The sequence below is a fragment of the Streptomyces calvus genome (assembly GCF_006782915.1).
In the GTDB taxonomy this organism is placed as follows: Bacteria; Actinomycetota; Actinomycetes; order Streptomycetales; family Streptomycetaceae; genus Streptomyces; species Streptomyces calvus.
Window position 1 is genome coordinate 31,650 of the sequence record NZ_VCNP01000024.1, and the last position, 19,059, is coordinate 50,708.

General features: G+C 71.7%; 21 protein-coding genes. 10 read left to right on the forward strand and 11 right to left on the reverse strand.

What is annotated here, in order from left to right:
- Window positions 1-71: 71 nt before the first annotated feature.
- Window positions 72-713: a DUF6230 family protein gene (locus FGW31_RS10285; RefSeq protein WP_142193087.1), complete on the reverse strand. Its 642-nt coding sequence runs from the start codon at window positions 711-713 to the stop codon at window positions 72-74.
- Window positions 714-1,369: 656 nt separating this feature from the next.
- Window positions 1,370-2,347, reverse strand: a complete 978-nt coding sequence (locus FGW31_RS10290; RefSeq protein WP_142193088.1) for a tetratricopeptide repeat protein — start codon at window positions 2,345-2,347, stop codon at window positions 1,370-1,372.
- 234 nt (window positions 2,348-2,581) lie between these two features.
- Between FGW31_RS10290 and FGW31_RS10295 the strand changes: the two genes are divergently transcribed.
- From FGW31_RS10295 to FGW31_RS10315, 5 genes are all read left to right on the forward strand, one after another.
- On the forward strand, window positions 2,582-3,223 hold the full coding sequence (locus FGW31_RS10295) for a TetR/AcrR family transcriptional regulator (protein WP_142193089.1): 642 nt from the start codon (window positions 2,582-2,584) through the stop codon (window positions 3,221-3,223).
- A gap of 108 nt (window positions 3,224-3,331) precedes the next feature.
- Window positions 3,332-4,144, forward strand: a complete 813-nt coding sequence (locus FGW31_RS10300; protein ID WP_142193090.1) for an SAM-dependent methyltransferase — start codon at window positions 3,332-3,334, stop codon at window positions 4,142-4,144.
- Window positions 4,145-4,204: 60 nt separating this feature from the next.
- Window positions 4,205-5,110 (forward strand): LysR family transcriptional regulator, encoded by a 906-nt coding sequence (locus tag FGW31_RS10305; RefSeq protein WP_142193091.1) that lies wholly within the window; start codon window positions 4,205-4,207, stop codon window positions 5,108-5,110.
- Between the two features lie 239 nt (window positions 5,111-5,349).
- Window positions 5,350-5,940 carry a cysteine dioxygenase family protein gene (locus FGW31_RS10310; protein ID WP_142193092.1) on the forward strand — a complete coding sequence of 197 codons (591 nt, stop codon included), beginning with the start codon at window positions 5,350-5,352 and terminating at the stop codon, window positions 5,938-5,940.
- Window positions 5,940-6,971: a YeiH family protein gene (locus FGW31_RS10315; protein ID WP_142193093.1), complete on the forward strand. Its 1,032-nt coding sequence runs from the start codon at window positions 5,940-5,942 to the stop codon at window positions 6,969-6,971. Before FGW31_RS10310 ends, FGW31_RS10315 begins: the two co-directional genes overlap by 1 nt.
- 47 nt (window positions 6,972-7,018) lie before the next feature.
- Here FGW31_RS10315 and FGW31_RS10320 read toward each other — a convergent pair whose 3' ends face one another.
- The 5 genes from FGW31_RS10320 to FGW31_RS10340 all read right to left on the reverse strand — a co-directional run bounded on the left by FGW31_RS10320 (window position 7,019) and on the right by FGW31_RS10340 (window position 10,479).
- Window positions 7,019-8,719, reverse strand: a complete 1,701-nt coding sequence (locus tag FGW31_RS10320) for an acyl-CoA mutase large subunit family protein (protein ID WP_142193094.1) — start codon at window positions 8,717-8,719, stop codon at window positions 7,019-7,021.
- 84 nt (window positions 8,720-8,803) lie between these two features.
- A complete protein-coding gene (locus tag FGW31_RS10325; RefSeq protein ID WP_142193095.1) occupies window positions 8,804-9,142 on the reverse strand; it encodes a DUF3817 domain-containing protein in 339 nt (112 codons plus the stop codon).
- Window positions 9,143-9,264: 122 nt separating this feature from the next.
- Complete coding sequence (locus FGW31_RS10330) at window positions 9,265-9,774, reverse strand: MarR family winged helix-turn-helix transcriptional regulator (protein WP_142193096.1); 510 nt, start codon at window positions 9,772-9,774, stop codon at window positions 9,265-9,267.
- A 61-nt stretch (window positions 9,775-9,835) separates the two neighbouring features.
- Window positions 9,836-10,138, reverse strand: a complete 303-nt coding sequence (locus tag FGW31_RS10335; protein ID WP_142193097.1) for an MTH1187 family thiamine-binding protein — start codon at window positions 10,136-10,138, stop codon at window positions 9,836-9,838.
- Window positions 10,135-10,479 carry a DUF3817 domain-containing protein gene (locus FGW31_RS10340; RefSeq protein ID WP_142193098.1) on the reverse strand — a complete coding sequence of 115 codons (345 nt, stop codon included), beginning with the start codon at window positions 10,477-10,479 and terminating at the stop codon, window positions 10,135-10,137. The genes FGW31_RS10335 and FGW31_RS10340 overlap by 4 nt, the downstream gene beginning before the upstream one ends.
- A gap of 319 nt (window positions 10,480-10,798) precedes the next feature.
- Between FGW31_RS10340 and FGW31_RS10345 the strand changes: the two genes are divergently transcribed.
- The 4 genes from FGW31_RS10345 to FGW31_RS10360 all read left to right on the forward strand — a co-directional run bounded on the left by FGW31_RS10345 (window position 10,799) and on the right by FGW31_RS10360 (window position 13,455).
- A complete protein-coding gene (locus FGW31_RS10345; protein WP_142193121.1) occupies window positions 10,799-11,431 on the forward strand; it encodes an AIM24 family protein in 633 nt (210 codons plus the stop codon).
- Between the two features lies 1 nt (window position 11,432).
- Window positions 11,433-12,083, forward strand: a complete 651-nt coding sequence (locus FGW31_RS10350; RefSeq protein ID WP_142193099.1) for an AIM24 family protein — start codon at window positions 11,433-11,435, stop codon at window positions 12,081-12,083.
- A complete protein-coding gene (locus tag FGW31_RS10355) occupies window positions 12,080-12,880 on the forward strand; it encodes an AIM24 family protein (protein ID WP_142193100.1) in 801 nt (266 codons plus the stop codon). Before FGW31_RS10350 ends, FGW31_RS10355 begins: the two co-directional genes overlap by 4 nt.
- Window positions 12,881-12,978: 98 nt before the next feature.
- Complete coding sequence (locus FGW31_RS10360; RefSeq protein ID WP_142193101.1) at window positions 12,979-13,455, forward strand: MarR family winged helix-turn-helix transcriptional regulator; 477 nt, start codon at window positions 12,979-12,981, stop codon at window positions 13,453-13,455.
- Window positions 13,456-13,477: 22 nt separating this feature from the next.
- Here the strand turns inward: FGW31_RS10360 and FGW31_RS10365 are convergent, their stop codons facing one another.
- Both FGW31_RS10365 and FGW31_RS10370 read right to left on the reverse strand, forming a co-directional pair.
- Window positions 13,478-14,956 (reverse strand): sensor histidine kinase, encoded by a 1,479-nt coding sequence (locus FGW31_RS10365; protein ID WP_142193102.1) that lies wholly within the window; start codon window positions 14,954-14,956, stop codon window positions 13,478-13,480.
- Complete coding sequence (locus FGW31_RS10370; protein ID WP_142193103.1) at window positions 14,953-15,618, reverse strand: response regulator transcription factor; 666 nt, start codon at window positions 15,616-15,618, stop codon at window positions 14,953-14,955. The genes FGW31_RS10365 and FGW31_RS10370 overlap by 4 nt, the downstream gene beginning before the upstream one ends.
- Before the next feature lie 116 nt (window positions 15,619-15,734).
- On the opposite strand from FGW31_RS10370, the gene FGW31_RS10375 reads away from it, so the two are divergent.
- Window positions 15,735-16,523 carry a PepSY domain-containing protein gene (locus FGW31_RS10375; protein ID WP_142193104.1) on the forward strand — a complete coding sequence of 263 codons (789 nt, stop codon included), beginning with the start codon at window positions 15,735-15,737 and terminating at the stop codon, window positions 16,521-16,523.
- A gap of 215 nt (window positions 16,524-16,738) precedes the next feature.
- Here FGW31_RS10375 and meaB read toward each other — a convergent pair whose 3' ends face one another.
- Window positions 16,739-17,710, reverse strand: a complete 972-nt coding sequence (gene meaB, locus FGW31_RS10380) for a methylmalonyl Co-A mutase-associated GTPase MeaB (protein WP_142193105.1) — start codon at window positions 17,708-17,710, stop codon at window positions 16,739-16,741.
- Between the two features lie 41 nt (window positions 17,711-17,751).
- Window positions 17,752-18,984: an acetyl-CoA C-acetyltransferase gene (locus FGW31_RS10385; RefSeq protein WP_142193106.1), complete on the reverse strand. Its 1,233-nt coding sequence runs from the start codon at window positions 18,982-18,984 to the stop codon at window positions 17,752-17,754.
- Window positions 18,985-19,059: the final 75 nt, after the last annotated feature.

The following is a 19,059-nucleotide window of genomic DNA, read 5'->3' on the forward strand; positions in this document are numbered from 1 at the left end:
GGGCGGAGAAGCGAAGGCTTCCCCGCCCCCGGGACAGCGCGGCTGCCCCAGGACACCCGGTGACGGAGCCGTCAGTAGCACTCCATCTTGGCGTCCGTACCGAGACGCATCGACAGGCCGCTCAGCTTGAACGTGCCGGCCGTGGTCGCCCACGCCGTCTGCTTGACGCCGTAGAGGTCGGCCGTCTCCGCCTGCTGGGCGAAGCCGCCCGGCAGCACGCTCTCGCCCTCCTTGACGGCGGGCCCGCGGGTCTTGTCCTTGACGGCGACGCCGATGTCGATGTTCTTGAACGTCGCGTCGGCGTCGAGCTGGGCGACGTCGATGTAGAGGTTCTTGGCCTCGACCGGCTTCTTGGCGTCGTTGCCCGCCTCAAGACGGAGGTAGACCGTTCCCACGAGGGGTATGTCCGTCTTGACCGACTGGCACATCTTGCTGATGGTCGCGTCGTCGAACGACGAGATGGCAACGGGAACCTGCTTCTTCTCGTTGCCCTTGACCGACGTGTAGACGCTGTCGATGCCGCCGTACTGGGCGAAACCCTCACCGTGCAGGTGACCGGCCGTCACCTTGAACTGCTGGCCGGACACGCTGAACGACGCCGCGAGGGCGCCCTGCGCCAGGCCGACACCCACCGCCGCCGTCGCGATCACGCTGGGCACCATGACCACAGCGAACCGCTTCCATCTGGTCCCGCCACGCACCTGGGACTCCATATTTCCTCCTTCTCGGACGTACATCTCCTGCCCCGGCTCGCCGCCATACCGGCGACCGCGGCCGGGCAGGGATGGGAGAAGTGCTACGTCCTCGGGAAGGAGAGCGCCCGCACTCGGCGGCGCAACGCACGCGCCCGAATCACCGGCGTTCACCCCCGAGCGACAACCACTGGTCGCGCCTGACACGCATCACGCACAACCCTGCCGGACAGGCTTCGCCGAGTGGGCGAAGACCCCCCTGTCCAAGAGCCGGCGCACACTGCCGCCCGCTCTGCTCGGTGGGGACCCTGGAGTTCCCGCGGCCCGACCGGCTGTCGGGGTACGGGAATGGACCGAGCGTCGCCGATCGTGGTGCATTCTCGGCGCCCGCACAAGGGGGTTCGTTACTCGCTAGTAACGGGCGGATAACCGTAAGACGACACGCCGGTCCCACCCGGCGACGCTGGGTGCACCCCGGGGGACGTACAAAACAGTTGATCTCTGGACGGAATCCGACAGATCACCGCCGGTGACTTACTCCGAGTAACAGCGGCCGCGATTACCAAGTTTTGGCAAAGCGCGGCCGCATCGGCCTCCGGGAGCCGACCGGCAACTCGGGCCCCAGGGACCCGGTGTCCCGGCAAAGACGCCGGAACCGGACACGGCTCCCGGGTCGCTCAGAACAGGGCCCGCGCCAGCGCCCGGCGCGCGGCGATCACACGCGGGTCGTCGGCACCGACCACCTCGAACAGCTCCAGCAGCCGCACCCGTACGGCGTCGCGGTCGTCGCCCGCGGTGCGCGCCACCGTGTCGATGAGCCGGCCGAAGGCGTCCTCGACATGACCGCCCACCAGGTCCAGGTCAGCGGCGGCGATCTGCGCCGCGGCGTCCTGCGGCTTCTCCGCGGCCTCCTTGCGCACCTGCTGCGGGTCCGCGCCCTGCACCCGCTGGAGCAGTTCGGCCTGGGCCAGGCCCAGCTTGGCCTCCGGGTTGCCCGGGTCGTCGGCGAGGACGTTCCGGTACGCCTGGACGGCACCGGCCAGATCGCCCGAGTCCAGCGCCTGGACCGCGGCTTCGAGGAGGGCGTCGTACGGGCCGGCCGGCGCGGCCGCGGCCTCCCGGTCGCCGCCGCCGGGCTCGGCGTCGGGGTCGACGGTGAGGCCGGTCAGGCCGAAGCGCTGCTCGGCGACCTGCACCAGCTGGTCCAGGGTCTGACGGATCTGCGCCTCGCCCGCGGCGCCTTGGAAGAGCGGCAGCGCCTGACCGGCCACCACCGCGAAGACCGCCGGGATCCCCTGGATCCCGAACTGCTGCATCAGCATCTGGTTGGCGTCGACGTCGATCTTGGCGAGGAGGAAGCGCCCGTCGTACTCGACGGCGAGCCGCTCCAGGACGGGGCTCAGCTGCTTGCAGGGCTCGCACCACTCGGCCCAGAAGTCGATGACGACCGGGACCTCGGTGGACCGCTGCAGGACGTCGCGCTCGAAGCCGGACTCGTCGACGTCGATCACGAGGTCGGCCGGGGAGACGGCGCCCCCGCCGCCCTGCCGGGCCGCTTCGGCGCGCGCCTGCTCCGCCTTCGCCTTGGCCTCCTGGGCCGCCTTCACCGCGGCGAGGTCGACGACACCGCTCATGGACATGTTCCGTGGCTGCATGCGTCTATCCTCCCCCGTACTGCGCGCGTGTGTGAAAAGTGGCCGGGAAACCCAGGCCTACGTGTGGTGTTGGGCGCCGGGTCCCCACCCCACGCCCGTGGTCGTCGCTCGGACACGTCCCCCGTCCGTGTTTTCGCTACGGGTCGTAGCGTAATGCCGGGCGGGGCCGCGCGGACACCCCTCGCCGGTGATCTCCCTCACGACCGCACGGAACCCGCCGGTTATGGTCGGGGCATGCAGAGCCGCACCCCAGCAGGTCGCGCCGGGCGTCCGCGCAGCGCCGCCGCCGACGCGGCGATCCTGGGCGCGACCCGGCAGGCCCTGGTGGAACTGGGGTGGTCCAAGCTCACCCTGGGCGACGTGGCGGTGCGCGCCGGCGTCGCCAAGACCACCCTCTACCGGCGCTGGGCGGGCAAGAACGAACTGGTCGTGGACGCGGTAGCGGAACTCTTCGACGAGCTGACCCTGCCCGACCGCGGCTCGCTGGCCGCCGACATCGAGGGCGTGGTGCTCCAGTTCGCGGCGATCCTGGCCCGCCCGGAGGCCAGGAGCGGACTGATGGCCGTGGTCGCCGAGGCCACCCGTGACGACGCCCTGCGCGAACGCATCCGCGCCTCGATCGTGGAACGGCAGAAGCGCCTCGTCCTCGCGGGCCGCGCCCGCGCCCAGGCGCGCGGCGAGCTGCCGCCCGAGGCGGACGCGCGGCAGGCGGCCCGCACCGTCGACCTGATCTTCGACATGGTGGCCGGTGCGGTGGTGCACCGCACCCTGGTCAGCGCCGAGCCGGCGGACGAGGAGTGGGTGCACGGGTTCACCCGGGTCCTGCTGTCCGGCCTCGCCGCGGCACCGGCCCCGGACGGCACGGAAACGTCCTGAACTCGGCCTTGCCGCCGGGTGGTTGGTTGCCGCCGTTCCGGCGCGCTGCGAGGATCGCGATCATCCCGACCGGGACGCACGGGACGTCGAGCAGCCAGGGAGCAGCCCATGACCGGGACCCGACCCGTCGCCGCACGGATCGACACCTCCAGACCGCACCCGGCGCGGGTCTACGACTGGTTCCTCGGCGGCAAGGACAACTACCCGGTCGACGAGGAACTCGGCCGGCAGATCATGGGCGTCGACGGAACGGCCCGGCACGTCGCCCGCACCAACCGCTGGTTCATGCAGCGCGTCACCCGCTGGCTGGCGAGCCGGGCGGGCATCCGCCAGTACCTGGACATCGGCACCGGCATCCCCACCGAACCCAATCTGCACCAGATAGCGCAGCGCATCGCGCCGGAGTCCCGCGTCGTCTACACCGACAACGACCCCATCGTGCTCAAGCACGCGGAGGCGCTGCTGCGCAGCACCCCCGAAGGCGTCACCGCCTACCTCCAGGCCGATGTGCGCGACCCGGCCCGCATCCTCGAACAGGCCCGCGAAACCCTGGACTTCGACCGGCCGCTGGCGCTGTCCCTGGTGGCGCTGACGCACTTCCTCGGCGCCGAGGACGACCCGTACGGCCTGGTGGCGCAGCTCGTCGACGCCCTTCCCTCCGGCAGCCATCTCGTCCTGTCGCAGCTCACCGCGGACTTCGACCCGGAGGCGGTGGGACGCGGAGTGGCGATGTACGCGGCGGGCGGTGTCACCCTCGCCCCGCGCAGCCGCGCGGAGGTCGCCCGCTTCTTCGACGGGCTGGAGCCGGTGCCGCCCGGCCTGGTCCAGCTGACCGACTGGCACCCCGAACTCGCCGTCGACGAGGACGACGACGACCGCGCGGTGATCTCGCTGTACGGCGCGGTGGCCCGCAAGCCATGAGGCCCGCCACGCCCTCGGCCGGCCGGTGGCGGCCCACCGAACGCTGCTTGTGATGCCCCGGTGTTCGATTCCCGGCACATCAGGACGTTCCACGAAGTGGTCAGGTGCGGCTCCTACTCGGCCGCCGCACGGGCCCTCGGCTACACGCAGCCGGCGATCACCCAGCAGATGAAGGCCCTGGAACGGGAGACCGGCTCGGCGCTGTTCGTCCGGGTGGGCCGGGGCCTGCGCCTCACCGAGGCCGGCGAGGCGCTGGCCCGGCACACGTCGGCCATCCTCGACGCGATGTCGGCCGCGCAGGAGCAGATGAACGCCCTCGCCCGGCTGCGCGCCGGACGGGTCCGCCTGTGCGCCTTCCCCAGCGCCAACTCCACCCTCGTCCCCGAGACGCTGGCCGGGCTGACGGCCGAGCATCCGGCGCTCCGTGTCGACCTGCTGGAGAACGAACCACCCGAGTCCCTGCGGCGGCTGACCCGGGGCGAGTGCGACATCGCGCTGGCGTTCACCTATCCCGGACTGCACGAGCAGGTGCCGGAAGGACTGGTGGAGATCCCGCTGCTGGAGGACCAGTTGACCGTGCTGCTGCCGGCCGGGCACCCGCTGGCCCGCCGGCGCGCGGTCCGGCTGACCGACCTCGCCGGCGAGCGCTGGATCGCCGGCTGCCCGCGCTGCCGGGCGAACCTGCTCCACGAGTGCGCGCAGGAGGGCTTCGTGCCGGACGTCGCCTTCATGACCGACGACAACCTCGCCGTGCAGAGCCTGGTCGCAGAGGGTCTGGGCGTCGCCATGCTCCCCGCGCTCGTCCTGAACTTCATGCGCCACCCGAAGGTCGCGGGACGCCCGCTGCAGCCGTTCTCCCGGCGCAAGATCTCGGCCTACGTGCTGCCCGAACACCTGCGGATCCCGGCCACGGCGAGCGTCCTCGACCAGTTGAGGACGGTCGCCGCCCGCAAGGACGGCTGCTGACCACCGCCGGCCCCCGCTCGCCCTGCAGGCCGGGCAGCGGCGCCGTAACGCCGCACGATCAGAAGCGCTGAGTGAGCGCACCCCAAATCCGCTGCAGGGACCCACCCGTCACACCCCCTCGGCTTCGGGAGGAAAGGGCCCACAAGCGGCGTCCGCACCCTCGATCCATAAGCAGCACTTGGGAAAGGCGAAGAAACTCGCGTTGGACGTAATGCGTCCGGCGGGCCGACGCTCCCGGTATGTCTACCGCCGCCGACGCACCCAGCCGCCCGGGCGCCTTCACGGCCCCGCACCCCACCGCACGCCTCGCCGCCCTGATCGCGGAGATCAGGGACACCGTCGGACGGGGACTGCCTCCCGACCCGACGGCGCACCTCGTCGGGGAGTGCCTGGCCCCGCACCTGGGCGCACCCGACCTGCTGACCGAGGAGCAGCGCGCGAGCGACCCGGCGCGCTACCGCCAGCACCTGCTGCACGCCGAGCACGACGGCAGTTTCTCCCTCGTCGCGCTCGTCTGGCTGCCCGGCCAGGGCACGTCGGTGCACGACCACATCGCCTGGTGCACCACCGGCGTCCACGAGGGCCGGGAGCGGGAGCGGCGGTACCGGCTGCTGCCCGCCGCCGGCCCGGACGGCACGGCGCGGCTCGTCGCCACCGCCGACGTGGTCAACCCGCGGGGCGAGGTCTGCGGCTTCGCGCCGCCGGGCGACATCCACCGGGTGTGGAACGACGGGCCGGACACCGCGATATCCCTGCACGTCTACGGCGCCGACGTCTCCCGGTCCGGCGGCAGCGTCCGCCGCGTCTACCCGCTGCCGGCGGACCGCTGATGGCGCTGCTGCGGGAACGGGCCGCCACGGCCCCGGACGACCGTCCCGCCACCCGGCGCCACGGGCTGGCCCTCGCGCTGCTCGGCGTCGCGCTCGCCTGGTGCGCGCACCGGGTGCTGCCGGGCGTGCCGATGCTCACCGCGGCGGTCGTGCTGGGGGTGGCGGCCGCGCACCTGCCCGGGCTGCGGACCGTCGTACGCACCACCGGGCGGCCGGGGCTGTCGTACGCGGGCCGGAGGCTGATGCGGGCCGGGATCGTCCTGCTCGGGCTGCGGCTCGCCCTCGACGACGTCCGTGCCCTGGGCTGGGCCACCGTCCTCATGGTGCTCGGCGTGGTGACGGTCACCCTGCTGGGCACCTGGTGGCTCGGCCGGCGGCTGGGCCTGCCCGGCGACCAGCCGCTGCTGATCGCCGTCGGGTACGCGGTGTGCGGGGCGTCGGCGATCGGCGCGGTGGGCGAGGCGCGGGGCAGCGACGAACGGGACGCGGCCGCCTCGGTCGCGCTGGTCACCCTCTGCGGCACGCTCGCCATCGCCGTGCTGCCCCTGCTCCGGGGTGTACTCGGGCTCGGCGACGCGGAGTTCGGGCGGTGGGTCGGCGCGAGCGTGCACGACGTGGGCCAGGTGGTCGCCACCGCGCAGACCGCGGGCGGGCCGGCGCTGGGCGAGGCGGTGCTGGTGAAGCTGATGCGGGTGGCGCTGCTCGCGCCGGTCGTGGCGCTGGTGGCGCTGGGCGTGCGGCGCGGGAAGGGTGGTGCGCCGGGCGGGGCCCGGGTGCCGCTGGTTCCGTTGTTCGTCGTCGGCTTCCTGGCCGCCGTGGCTGTGCGCAGCACGGGTCTGCTGCCCGGCGCGGCTCTGGAGACGGCCCGTGTGGCGCAGGAACTGCTGCTGGCCGCCGCCCTGTTCGGGCTGGGCAGCGCCGTCGACCTGCCGGCCGTGGCCCGCACCGGGGTGCGGGTGGCCGCGCTCGGCCTGTGCGCCTGGGTGGTCGTGGCCGGGCTGTCGTACGCCGGGGTGCTGCTGGTGTCGTGAGGACGCGCGGGCGGTGGTTCGCACCGCCCGCGCACCGGCCCGTGGACTCAGAACCCGGCGGGCTCCGTGTACACGCCCCACTCGTCGCGCAGGACGCCGCAGATCTCGCCGAGGGTCGCCTCGGCGCGGACGGCGTCGAGCATCGGCTCGATCATGTTGGCCCCGGAACGGGCCGCCTCGACCATGGCGTCGAGCGCGCCGCGGACCTTCGCGTCGTCGCGGGCCGCCTTGCGCTCGCCGAGCAGCCGCACCTGCTCGCGCTCCACCTCGTGGCTGACCCGCAGGATCTCCAGGTCGCCGGTGACGGAGCCGGTGTGGACGTTGACGCCGACGACCTTCTTGTCGCCCTTCTCCAGCGCCTGCTGGTAGCGGAAGGCCGACTCGGCGATCTCGCCGGTGAACCAGCCGTCCTCGATGCCGCGCAGGATGCCGGAGGTGATCGGACCGATCGGGTGCTGCCCGTCCGGGTGGGCGCGCAGTCCCCGCTCCTTGATCTGCTCGAAGATCTTCTCCGCGTCGGCCTCGATGCGGTCGGTGAGCTGTTCGACGTACCAGGAACCGCCCAGCGGGTCGGCGACGTTGCCGACGCCGGTCTCCTCCATGAGCACCTGCTGGGTGCGCAGGGCGATCTCGGCGGCCTGCTCGCTGGGCAGCGCGAGGGTCTCGTCGAGGGCGTTGGTGTGCAGCGAGTTGGTCCCGCCGAGCACCGCGGCGAGCGCCTCCACGGCGGTGCGGACGACGTTGTTGTACGGCTGCTGCGCGGTCAGCGAGACACCGGCGGTCTGCGTGTGGAAGCGCAGCCACTGCGCCTTCTCGCTCTTCGCGCCGTAGACGTCCCGCATCCAGCGCGCCCAGATGCGGCGTGCGGCGCGGAACTTGGCGATCTCCTCGAAGAAGTCGACGTGCGCGTCGAAGAAGAAGGACAGGCCGGGCGCGAAGACGTCCACGTCCAGGCCGCGGCTGAGCCCGAGTTCCACGTACCCGAAGCCGTCCGCCAGCGTGTACGCCAGCTCCTGCGCGGCCGTCGAACCGGCCTCGCGGATGTGGTAGCCGGAGACCGACAGCGGCTTGTAGGCGGGGATGCCGGCCGCGCAGTGCTCCATCAGGTCGCCGATCAGGCGCAGATGCGGCTCGGGCTGGAAGAGCCACTCCTTCTGCGCGATGTACTCCTTGAAGATGTCCGTCTGGAGCGTGCCGTTGAGCACGGCCGGGTCGACGCCCTGCCGCTCCGCGGCGACGAGGTACATGCAGAACACGGGTACGGCGGGCCCGCTGATGGTCATCGACGTGGTGACGTCGCCGAGCGGGATGTCCCGGAACAGCACCTCCATGTCGGCCGCCGAGTCGATCGCCACCCCGCAGTGCCCGACCTCGCCCAGGGAGCGCGGGTCGTCGGAGTCGCGGCCCATGAGCGTCGGCATGTCGAAGGCGACGGAGAGCCCGCCGCCGCCGTTGCCGAGGATCATCTTGTAGCGCTCGTTGGTCTGCTCGGCGTTCCCGAACCCGGCGAACTGCCGGATGGTCCACGTGCGCCCGCGGTAGCCGGTCGGGTACAGGCCGCGCGTGAACGGGTACTCACCGGGCCAGCCGATCCGCTCGAACCCCTCGTAGGTGTCCCCGGGCCGGGGTCCGTACACCGGCTCCACGGGATCGCCGGAGAGCGTGGTGAAGTCTGCGTCGCGCTTGCGCGCGGCGTCGTACCGGGCCTGCCAGCGTCGGCGGCCCTCCTCGATGGCGTCAGCGTCCATACCTTCGAATTTACTAGGACGTCCAAGTAAATGTCGATGGCGGACCGCCGCACGCTGCTCCGTACGGCGGGAACGCCCGGGAAATCAGGCCTTGGCGACGGCGGGGTCCTCGACGGCCGCCTCGGCCTCCAGCTCGCGCGTGATGCTGCGCTCCACGAAGAAGGCGGCGGTGGGCACCGTGCCGGCCAGCAGCACCCAGAGCTGCTTCTTGACCGGCCACTTCGCCTTGGAGCCGAGGTCGAAGGCGAAGATCAGGTAGACCACGTACAGCCAGCCGTGGGCGATGCTGACCACCTGGGTGAAGTCGGCCGCGCCGCCCAGGTCCAGCACGTACTTGCCGATCATGCCGAGGGTCAGGGCGACGAGGAGGACACCGGTGACATAGGCCATGATCCGGTAGCGGGTCAGCACGCTTCGCTTCATGCCGTCGAGCGTAACGGGCCGTTCCGGGAGATCTTGCTCCGGGTCGCACGGCCTCGGCGGCGCGTGGGCCGCCCGACTGCCGGCGACTGCCGGGAGAGCGGCGGGGCGCCCGGCGGTGGTTCTCATTCCTCCCGGAAGTCCCCCGCCGCCAGTCGCAGGGGGCGGAGCATGGCGAAGAGTTCGGCGCATTCCTCGGCGTCGTAGGCGCCGAGGCCGAAGTCCATCGCCATCAGGTCGCGGGTGGCGGCCTCGACGACCTCGCGGCCCTTGTCGGTGATGGTCGCGAGGGTGCCCCGGCCGTCGTTGGGGTTGGGGCGCTTGTCGACCAGGCCGGAGCGCACCAGCCGGTCCACGGTGTTCGTCACCGACGTGGGGTGCACCATGAGCCGCTCGCCGATCTTGGACATGGGCAGCTCACCGGACTTGGAGAAGGTGAGCAGCACCAGCGCCTCGTACCGGGCGAACGTCAGGCCGTACGGCTTGACCACGGCGTCGACCTCGGCCAGGAGGATCTGGTGGGCCCGCATGATCGAGGTGATCGCCGCCATCGACGGCACGTTTCCCCAGCGCTGCTTCCAGAGCTCGTCGGCGCGGGCGATGGGATCGAACGAGAGACTGAGGGGCTTCGGCACGGACCAGACCCTACCGGCCGGTCATATGGCGGTCAGCCCCGTCTCACTCATCGGTCCCGCGTCAGCCGCCCTCCCGCGTCAGATGACGCTCGACGGTCTCCACCTTGGAGGTGAGGCCGTCCGTCACTCCGGGACGGATGTCCGCCTTGAGGACCAGGGAGACGCGCGGGGCCCGGGCCTCCACGGCGGCCACGGCGCGCTTCACGACGTCCATGACCTCGTCCCACTCGCCCTCGACCGAGGTGAACATGGCGTCGGTGCGGTTCGGCAGCCCGGACTCGCGGACCACCCGTACGGCGTCGGCGACGTACTCCCCCACGTCCTCGCCGACGCCCAGCGGCGTCACGGAGAAGGCGACGATCACGCGTTCGCCACCTTCTCGTTGCGGGCGCGGGAGGCGATCACCGCGTCCTCGACCTCACGCTTGAGCCGGCGGTCGGCGAAGAAGCCGCCGGTGGGCAGCACCGACATCAGGAAGTAGAAGGCGGCGGTCTTCAGCGGCCACTTGGCGCGGTTCCAGGCGTCGGCCCAGAAGAGCACGTAGACGATGAAGAGGAAGCCGTGGATCGCGCCCATCACCGGTACGGCGTTGAACTCCGTGGTCCGCTTCAGGACCGAGCAGACGAGCAGCAGGAGGAAGGAGATCGCCTCGGGGCCCGAGACCAGGCGGAGGCGGCGGAGGGCGGTGGCGGTCTTGATGTCCACGGGTCACCTTCGATGGGAGAGACGTCGGCGTCGACGGGTCGGACGGCTTGTGAACGTACGCACAAGCGCGCGTCCATTGTGGCAAACGCCATCCGCGATCACGGGAGGGGGTCCGGACGGGTCCGTAGGGGTCCGTAGGGGCCGTAGAGGTCCGGAAGGGCTCGGAGGAGTCCGGTAGGGGCCGGTCGGGGTAGCCGGGGTCGGTAGGGGCCGGGCGGGGTGGCGAGGTTCGTGGGCCGTCGGGGTCCGCTCAGGGTGCGAGTCCTTCCACAGGATCTGTCGGCGGGGCAAAGGGGCGGCTACCGTCGCAAGCGTGGCGATGTTCCGACTTCAGAGCAGCAAGGTGCTCGCCGTCGACATGACCGGGGATGCCGTGAAGGCGAAGAACGGCTCCATGGTCGCGTACGACGGCGAGATGGCCTTCAAGAAGCTCAGCGGCGGCGGCGAGGGCATCCGGGGCATGGTGACCCGGCGGCTGACGGGCGAGCAGATGACGTTGATGGAGGTGAAGGGGCACGGGACCTGCTGGTTCGCGGACCGCGCCGCCGAGATCAGCCTGGTGGGGCTCCAGGGCGACAAGCTCTACGTGGAGTCCAGCAACCTGCTGGCGACCGACGGCGGCCTGCGCACCGGGACCAGCTTCACCGGCGTGCGCGGCGCCTCGCAGGGCAACGGGCTGTTCACCACCACGATCGAGGGGCACGGCCAGGCGGCGATCATGTCCGACGGGCCGGCGGTGCTGCTGCGGGTCAGCCCGCAGTATCCGCTGACGGTGGACCCCGGCGCCTATGTGGCCCACCAGGGCGACCTGCGGCAGTCCTTCCAGTCCGGTGTGACCTTCCGCACGCTGCTCGGCGAGGGCGGCGGCGAGGCCTTCCAGATCCGCTTCGAGGGCGACGGGCTGGTCTACGTGCAGCCCAGTGAGCGGAACACGATCGCGGGGGACGTCTGACATGGCCTTCCGGGAGATCAACGCGAAGATGGTCGAGGCGACCGTGGTCCCTGGGCAGCGGCTGTTCAGCCAGCGCGGCGCGATGCTCGCCTACCGGGGCGAGGTGAGCTTCACCCCGAACACGGCGGGCGGCCAGGGCGGGCTGATGTCGATGATCGGCCGGCGGGTGGCCGACGAGGACACGCCCCTGATGACCGTCGAGGGCAGCGGCACGGTGCTGTTCGGGCACGGGGGCCACCACGTGCAGGTGATCAACCTCGCCGGGGACACGCTGTACGTCGAGGCGGACCGGCTGCTGGCCTTCGAGGGCACCCTCCAGCAGGGCACGGTGTTCCTCGGTTCCCAGGGCGGGGTGATGGGCATGGTGCGGGGCCAGGTCTCCGGGCAGGGGCTCTTCACGACCTCGCTGAAGGGCCACGGCTCGGTGGCCGTGATGGCGCACGGCGGGGTGATCGAGATCCCGATCACTCCGCAGCGGCCGGTGCACGTCGACCCGCAGGCCTACGTCGCCCACCACGGCGACGTCCGCAACAAGCTGTCCACCGCCCTCGGCTGGCGGGACATGGTGGGCCGCGGCTCCGGCGAGGCGTTCCAGCTGGAGCTGAGCGGCAGCGGCGCCGTGTACGTGCAGGCCTCGGAGGAGAAGCTGTGAGCACCTACGGAACCCCGGGCGCCGGCCCCGCGGCCCACGACCCTTCGACGCTGCCGTCCGACGACAACGTCGATCACTACACCTTCTGCGTGGAGCTCACGGGCAGCCAGTGGTTCATGCAGAAGGGGAAGATGATCGCCTACTACGGCTCGATCGAGTTCAACGGCATCGGGCACGGCCGACTCGACCGACTTGTCCGTACGTCGTTCCATTCGCCTCTGCACGCGAGCGACTGGGTCGTGGCGGAGGGCTCGGGCAAGATGCTCCTCGCCGACCGGGCCTTTGACGTGAATTCCTACGACCTCGAGGACGGCAACCTGACCATTCGCTCGGGCAACCTCCTCGCTTTTCAGCCAAGTCTGTCGCTGAAACAGTCGATCGTGCCGGGCTTTCTGACGCTGATCGGAACCGGGAAGTTCGTGGCGGCGTCGAACGGTCCGGTGGTGTTCATGGAGCCTCCCGTCCGGGTGGACCCGCAGGCGCTGGTCGGATGGGCCGACTGCCCCTCTCCGTGCCACCACTACGACCACGGCTACCTGACCGGCGTAATGGGGGGTCTACGTGCACTGACGGGCCTCGGCGGCGCGTCCGGCGAGGAGCACCAGTTCGAGTTCGTGGGGGCGGGCACCGTGCTGCTGCAGTCGTCGGAGACACTCATGGCCGAGCAGGCCACGGGGGTCACTCCGGGTGAACCCGGGGTACCCGGGAGCGGGGCGCCCGGGGGTCCTGGGCAGCCTTCGGGGGCACCGCGCCTTCCCGGACAGCTGGGAGACCTCCAGCGTCGCTTCGGGCTGTGAGCGGTAGTCTGCGGAGTGTGACATCGAACGCCTGCACGCGGTGCCACACGGTAGCGTCATTAGTTCACCTTTCAACTTCCTTTAGGTAGACTTCATTCATGGAGACCGAGACGGCCACCCGCTGGCTGACCAATGCGGAGCAGTGCGCTTGGCGCACCCACCTGGAGGTCAACAGGCTGTTGACGTACCAGCTCGAGAAGGATCTGCAGCCGTTCGGCCTGACGATGAACGACTACGAGATCCTGGTGAACCTGTCGGAGTCGGAGGACCGGCGGATGCGGATGAGCGACCTCGCCTCCGCCACGCTGCAGTCCAAGAGCCGTCTCTCCCACCAGATCACCCGCATGGAGAACGCGAACCTCGTGCGGCGGGAGAACTGCGAGTCCGACCGCCGCGGACTGTACGCCGTCCTCACCGAGCACGGCATGGAGACCATGCAGAAGGTCGCGCCGCACCATGTGGCGTCCGTACGCCGGCACTTCATCGACCTGCTCTCCCCCGAGGCGCTCACCGAGCTCGACAAGGCCCTCAAGCCCATCGCGGAGCACCTGCGCGGCCAGCGGGGACGCCACTGAGGTGTCCCGGCCGGGACACCGGTCAGCCGGACCGGGCGAGCGGCAGACGGAGTTCGAACAGGGCTCCGCCGGACGGCGCGGCACCCGCCGTGAGCGTCCCGCCGTGCCGTACGGCCACGTCCCTGGCGATCGCCAGGCCCAGCCCGGCGCCGCCGTCGTCGCGACTGCGGGCGGCGTCCAGCCGTACGAACCGCTCGAAGATCCGCTCACGGTCGGCCTCGGCCACGCCGTCGCCGTCGTCGGCCACCCCGAGCACCGCCCAGGCGCCCTCCCGCCGCACGGTCACGGTGACCCGCTCGCGGGCGTGCCGGCCGGCGTTGTCCAGCAGGTTGGCCAGGACCCGCCCGAGCTGACCCCGTGATCCGGTCACCTCGGCCGGCTCCGCGTCCACCGTCACTCCCGTACGGCCCGCGGCCTCCTCACGGGCCAGCGCGGCCAGGTCGACCGGCGCGTCGGCGGGCCGTTCGCCCGCGTCCAGCCGGGCGAGCAGCAGCAGGTCGGCGGCCAGGTGCTGGAGCCGCACGGTGTCCTCGACGGCGCCGTCCAGATCGAGCAGTTCGGGGTGGGCGGCGGCCACTTCCAGCTGGGTGCGCAGGGACGCGATCGGGCTGCGCAGTTCGTGGGAGGCGTCGGCGACGAACCGCCGCTGGCGTTCCACGGACGTCTCCAGCGCGGCGAGCGTCTCGTTGGTGGTGCGGGCGAGACGGGCGATCTCGTCGTGCGTGGCCGGTTCGGGGACGCGGCGGGCCAGGTCCTCGGAGGCGGTGATGGCGGCCATCTCCCGCCGGATGCCCTCCACCGGACGCAGGGCACGCCCGGTGACCAGCCAGGTCACTCCGGCGACCACGCCCAGCAGCAGGGGCAGGCCGATGAGCATCGCCGTCAGCGACGTGTCCACGGCGCTGTGCTCGGCGGCGAGCGGCGCGCCCGCGTGGACGGTGAGGCGGCCCCGGTCGTGGGTCTCCACCTCGACGGCGGCGAAGCGGTAGTCCTCGGTGTCGCCGTCGATCGTCGCCGAGCCGTTGTTGAAGGTGGTGCCGCGGCCGATCTCGCCGGGTTCCAGGGATTCGCCGGAGCCGTCCGAGTCGTCGCCGTCGTCGCCACCGTCGTCGGCGTCGCCGCCGTCGTCCGAATCGCCACCGTCGTCGTCGGCGTCGTCTCCGCGGGCCGGGGCGGACGGCCGCGGCGTCACCTCGCCGGTGGCCGTGCCGGTGATCCGTTGCAGGTCCTCGCTCGCCGCGACCAGTTTCCCGTCCTCGTCGACGATCTGCACCGGTCCGGCGTCGCCGTCCAGGCCGGACAGCGCCGAGTACGCCGTCCCGGCGGCGAGTTCGGAGGCGACGGCGCGGGCGGAGCGCTCCGCCTGGGTGCCCGCCTCGCCGATCAGGTTGGACCGCAGCGACAGCAGGACGGCGGTGCCCGCCGCGACGAGGGCCACCGCGACCACCAGGGTGGCGCCCAGCGTCGCCCGCGAGCGGACCGAACCGAACAGCCGGCTCACCGCGACGTCTCCAGCCGGTAACCGGCGCCGCGCACGGTGCGGATCAGCCCGGCCCGCAGCTTGCGGCGCAGGGCGCTGACGTAGACCTCGACGATGTTCGGGTCGCCCTCGTAGGCGAAGTCCCAGACGTGCTCCAGGATCTCGCCCTTGGACACCACCTCACCGGCCCGCAGCACCAGTTGCTCCAGGACCGAGAACTCCTTGGCGGTCAGGGCCACTTCCCTCTCGCCGAGGAACACGCGGCGGGCGGCGGTGTCCACCTTCAGGTCGCCGTGCACATGCACCGGGGAGGCCCCGGCGCCCTGGCGGCGGCGCAGCAGCGCCTTGATCCTGGCGACGAGGACGACGTACGAGAACGGCTTGGTGAGGTAGTCGTCGGCGCCCGTGTCCAGGCCCTCCGCCTCGTCGTACTCGCCGTCCTTGGCGGTGAGCATCAGGATCGGCACGTCGTGCCCGGCGGCGCGCAGGGCGGCGCAGACCCGGTAGCCGTTCATGCCGGGCAGCATGATGTCGAGGACGAGCAGGTCGTACGTCCCCTCCGTGGCCCGGTGCAGGCCCTCCCGGCCGTCGTGGACGACGTCCACGGCGTAGCCCTCGGCGGTCAGGCCCTTGGCGAGCGACAGGGCCAGCCGCTTCTCGTCCTCCACGATCAACAGGCGCATGGCGTCAAGGGTCGCAAAGCGAAGCTGAAGATCCCTTCAGGGTGCTTCAGCTTCTCCTCAGCGTCGGTCGGCGAGATTGAAGGCGTCGAAAACGAAACGGCTCGGGAGGAACCAGCATGAAGCGCAACATCGTGATCGCCGTCGTGACGGCCGCGGCCCTCGTCGGCGGGGGTGCGGCGACGGCCCTCGCGGTCTCGGGGGGCGACGAGGCGTCGGGGACGTCGGGGACGTCGGTGGCGCAGACGGAGAGCCGGGCGGGGGACGACGACGGGCGGGACGACGACCGGGACGACGCCGGGGACGACCGGGACGACCGCGATGAGGCGCGGGACGACCGCGACGACGCACGGGCGGACGACCGGGACGACCGGGACGACCGGGACGACCGGGACGACCGGGACGACCGGGACGACGAGCGGGGTGTCTCCGGTGGTGTGAGCGCCGCCGACGCGATCGCCGCCGCGCTGAAGCACACGCCCGGCACCGCCGTCTCCGCCGATCTGGACGACGACGGCGACAGCGACGACGGTGACGACGACGGCAACCGCGGCCGGGCGGTGTGGGAGGTCGACGTCCTCGGGGGCGGCGACTCCTGGTACAGCGTGCGCGTCGACCCGGCGACCGGGAAGGTGCTGGGCGCGCACAAGGACGACGAGGACGACGCCGGCGAGGTGCGGGCCGCGCTGAAGGGGTCGTCGGTGACGGCTCAGGAGGCCGCGGAACTGGTGGCCGCCAAGGGCACGGTGGTCTCGATCGACCTGGACGACGACGATGACCGGGGCTGGGAGGCCGAGACGGCCGCCTCCGGCGGGCACGAGAAGGACTGGCGGGTCGGCTTGGACGGCGGGGCCGTGAAGGCCGACCGCGGGGACGACTCGGGCGACGACGACTCCGACGACGACTGATCGCGCGGTGTGGTGGGTGGGGCGGTGAGGGGCTTGCGCCCCCGCCGCCCCTTCCCGTCCCGCCCCCTGGGGCTGCCGCCCCCGGACCCCTGCTTCGGCCCTGGACGGGCCTCGTCCTCGAACGCCGGACGGGCTGGACTCGCCCGCCACCGTTACGGACTCGGGCGGCTCGGACGCCGGACGGGCCCGAGGAAGTCGGGCCCGTCACCAGGTCGTCAGACGCCGGACGGGCCGGCCGAGGTCAGGCCCGTCACCAGGTCGTCCGCCGCGCGGTACGGGTCCAGCTCGCCGGCGATGATGCGTTCCGCCAGCGCGTCGAGACGCCGGTCCCCGTGCAGGTCGCCGATGCGTTCGCGCAGAGCGGTCACGGCGATGGTCTCGACCTCGCGGGAGGCGCGGGCCAGGCGGCGTTCGGTGAGGACGCCGTGCTCCTCCATCCAGGCCCGGTGCTTCTCCAGGGCCTCGACGACCTCGTCCACGCCCTCACCGCGCGCGGCGACCGTCTTGACGATCGGCGGGCGCCAGTCGCCGGGACCGCGGGACTCGCCGAGGCCCAGCATGTGGTTCAGCTCGCGGGCGGTGGCGTCGGCGCCGTCACGGTCGGCCTTGTTGACGACGTAGACGTCGCCGATCTCCAGGATTCCGGCCTTGGCGGCCTGGATGCCGTCGCCCATGCCGGGAGCCAGCAGGACGACGGAGGTGTCGGCCTGGGAGGCGATCTCCACCTCCGACTGGCCGACGCCGACCGTCTCGACGAGGATCACGTCGCAGCCCGCCGCGTCCAGCACGCGGATCGCCTGCGGCGCGGCCCAGGCGAGACCGCCCAGGTGGCCGCGGGTGGCCATGGAGCGGATGTAGACGCCCGGGTCGGAGGCGTGCTCCGACATCCGGACCCGGTCGCCGAGCAGGGCACCGCCGGAGAACGGGGACGACGGGTCGACGGCCAGGACGCCGACCCGCTTGCCCTGCTTGCGGTAGGCACTCACCAGCGCCGACGTGGACGTCGACTTGCCGACACCCGGAGAGCCGGTGAGGCCGACCACGTAGGCGTTGCCGGTCAGCGGCGCCAGGGCCGCCATGACCTCCCTCAGCTGCGGGGACGCCCCCTCCACCAGGGAGATCAGCCGGGCCACGGCCCGCGGCCTGCCCTCTCTGGCCTGGGCCACCAGAGTGGAGACGTCCTGCATCACAGCTCCGTTCGCGTAAGGGAAATCAGCAAAAAACCGGGTCAGGCCTTGGGTACCCGCACGATCAGCGCGTCACCCTGGCCGCCGCCGCCGCACAGCGCCGCCGCGCCGACACCGCCGCCACGCCGCTTCAGCTCCAGCGCCAGGTGCAGCACCAGCCGGGCGCCGGACATGCCGATCGGGTGACCCAGGGCAATGGCACCACCGTTGACGTTCACCTTTTCGGTGGAAACGCCGAGGTCCTTCATTGACTGCACGGCCACCGCGGCGAACGCCTCGTTGATCTCGATGAGGTCGAGGTCGGAGACCTCCAGGCCCTCCTTCTTCAGGGCGTGCCGGATCGCGTTGGAGGGCTGCGACTGGAGGGAGTTGTCGGGGCCGGCCACATTGCCGTGGGCGCCGATCTCCGCGATCCACTCCAGGCCCAGCTCCTGCGCCTTGGCCTTGCTCATCACGACCACGGCCGCCGCACCGTCCGAGATCTGCGAGGAGGAGCCGGCCGTGATGGTGCCGTCCTTGGCGAAGGCGGGACGCAGCTTGCCGAGCGACTCGGCGGTGGTGTCGCCGCGGATGCCCTCGTCCTGGCTGAACAGCACCGGGTCGCCCTTGCGCTGCGGGATCTCCACCGGGGTGATCTCGGCCTCGAACACACCGTTCTTCTGGGCGGCGGCGGCACGCTGGTGGGACAGGGCGGCGATCTCGTCCTGCTCGGGGCGGGCGATGCCCAGGCGCGTGTTGTGCTTCTCGGTGGACTCGCCCATGGCGATGCCCTCGAAGGAGTCGGTCAGGCCGTCGTGCGCCATGGCGTCGAGCATCTGAACGGCCCCGTACTTGAAGCCCTCGCGGGACTTCGGCAGCAGGTGCGGCGCGTTGGTCATGGACTCCTGGCCGCCGGCCACGACCACGTCGAACTCCCCGGCCCGGATCAGCTGGTCGGCCAGCGCGATCGCGTCGAGACCGGAGAGGCACACCTTGTTGATCGTGAGCGCCGGGACGCTCATCGGGATGCCGGCCTTCACCGCGGCCTGACGCGCCGGGATCTGCCCCGCCCCGGCCTGGAGCACCTGCCCCATGATCACGTACTGGACCTGGTCGCCGCCGATCCCCGCACGGTCGAGGGCGGCCTTGATCGCGAAGCCGCCGAGGTCGGCCCCGGAGAAGGACTTCAGCGAACCGAGCAGCCGTCCCATCGGGGTACGGGCGCCCGCGACGATGACGGAGGTGGTGCCGTTCGTTGCTGATGATGCCGATGATGCCGAAGATGCAGAAGTCATGAGCTGCGGTCCCCTTCCGGCTGCACAGCCGAGGAGTGAACGAGGGTTTACTTCGAATGTACTGACGCGCGGTCC

Coding starts and splice junctions, on each gene's coding strand:
- FGW31_RS10285 (WP_142193087.1), bottom strand. CDS start 713: ATGGAGTCCCAGGTGCGTGGCGGGACCAGATGGAAGCGGTTCGCTGTG.
- FGW31_RS10290 (WP_142193088.1), bottom strand. CDS start 2,347: ATGCAGCCACGGAACATGTCCATGAGCGGTGTCGTCGACCTCGCCGCG.
- FGW31_RS10295 (WP_142193089.1), top strand. CDS start 2,582: ATGCAGAGCCGCACCCCAGCAGGTCGCGCCGGGCGTCCGCGCAGCGCC.
- FGW31_RS10300 (WP_142193090.1), top strand. CDS start 3,332: ATGACCGGGACCCGACCCGTCGCCGCACGGATCGACACCTCCAGACCG.
- FGW31_RS10310 (WP_142193092.1), top strand. CDS start 5,350: ATGTCTACCGCCGCCGACGCACCCAGCCGCCCGGGCGCCTTCACGGCC.
- FGW31_RS10315 (WP_142193093.1), top strand. CDS start 5,940: ATGGCGCTGCTGCGGGAACGGGCCGCCACGGCCCCGGACGACCGTCCC.
- FGW31_RS10320 (WP_142193094.1), bottom strand. CDS start 8,719: ATGGACGCTGACGCCATCGAGGAGGGCCGCCGACGCTGGCAGGCCCGG.
- FGW31_RS10325 (WP_142193095.1), bottom strand. CDS start 9,142: ATGAAGCGAAGCGTGCTGACCCGCTACCGGATCATGGCCTATGTCACC.
- FGW31_RS10345 (WP_142193121.1), top strand. CDS start 10,799: ATGTTCCGACTTCAGAGCAGCAAGGTGCTCGCCGTCGACATGACCGGG.
- FGW31_RS10350 (WP_142193099.1), top strand. CDS start 11,433: ATGGCCTTCCGGGAGATCAACGCGAAGATGGTCGAGGCGACCGTGGTC.
- FGW31_RS10360 (WP_142193101.1), top strand. CDS start 12,979: ATGGAGACCGAGACGGCCACCCGCTGGCTGACCAATGCGGAGCAGTGC.
- FGW31_RS10370 (WP_142193103.1), bottom strand. CDS start 15,618: ATGCGCCTGTTGATCGTGGAGGACGAGAAGCGGCTGGCCCTGTCGCTC.
- FGW31_RS10375 (WP_142193104.1), top strand. CDS start 15,735: ATGAAGCGCAACATCGTGATCGCCGTCGTGACGGCCGCGGCCCTCGTC.
- meaB (WP_142193105.1), bottom strand. CDS start 17,710: ATGCAGGACGTCTCCACTCTGGTGGCCCAGGCCAGAGAGGGCAGGCCG.
- FGW31_RS10385 (WP_142193106.1), bottom strand. CDS start 18,984: ATGACTTCTGCATCTTCGGCATCATCGGCATCATCAGCAACGAACGGC.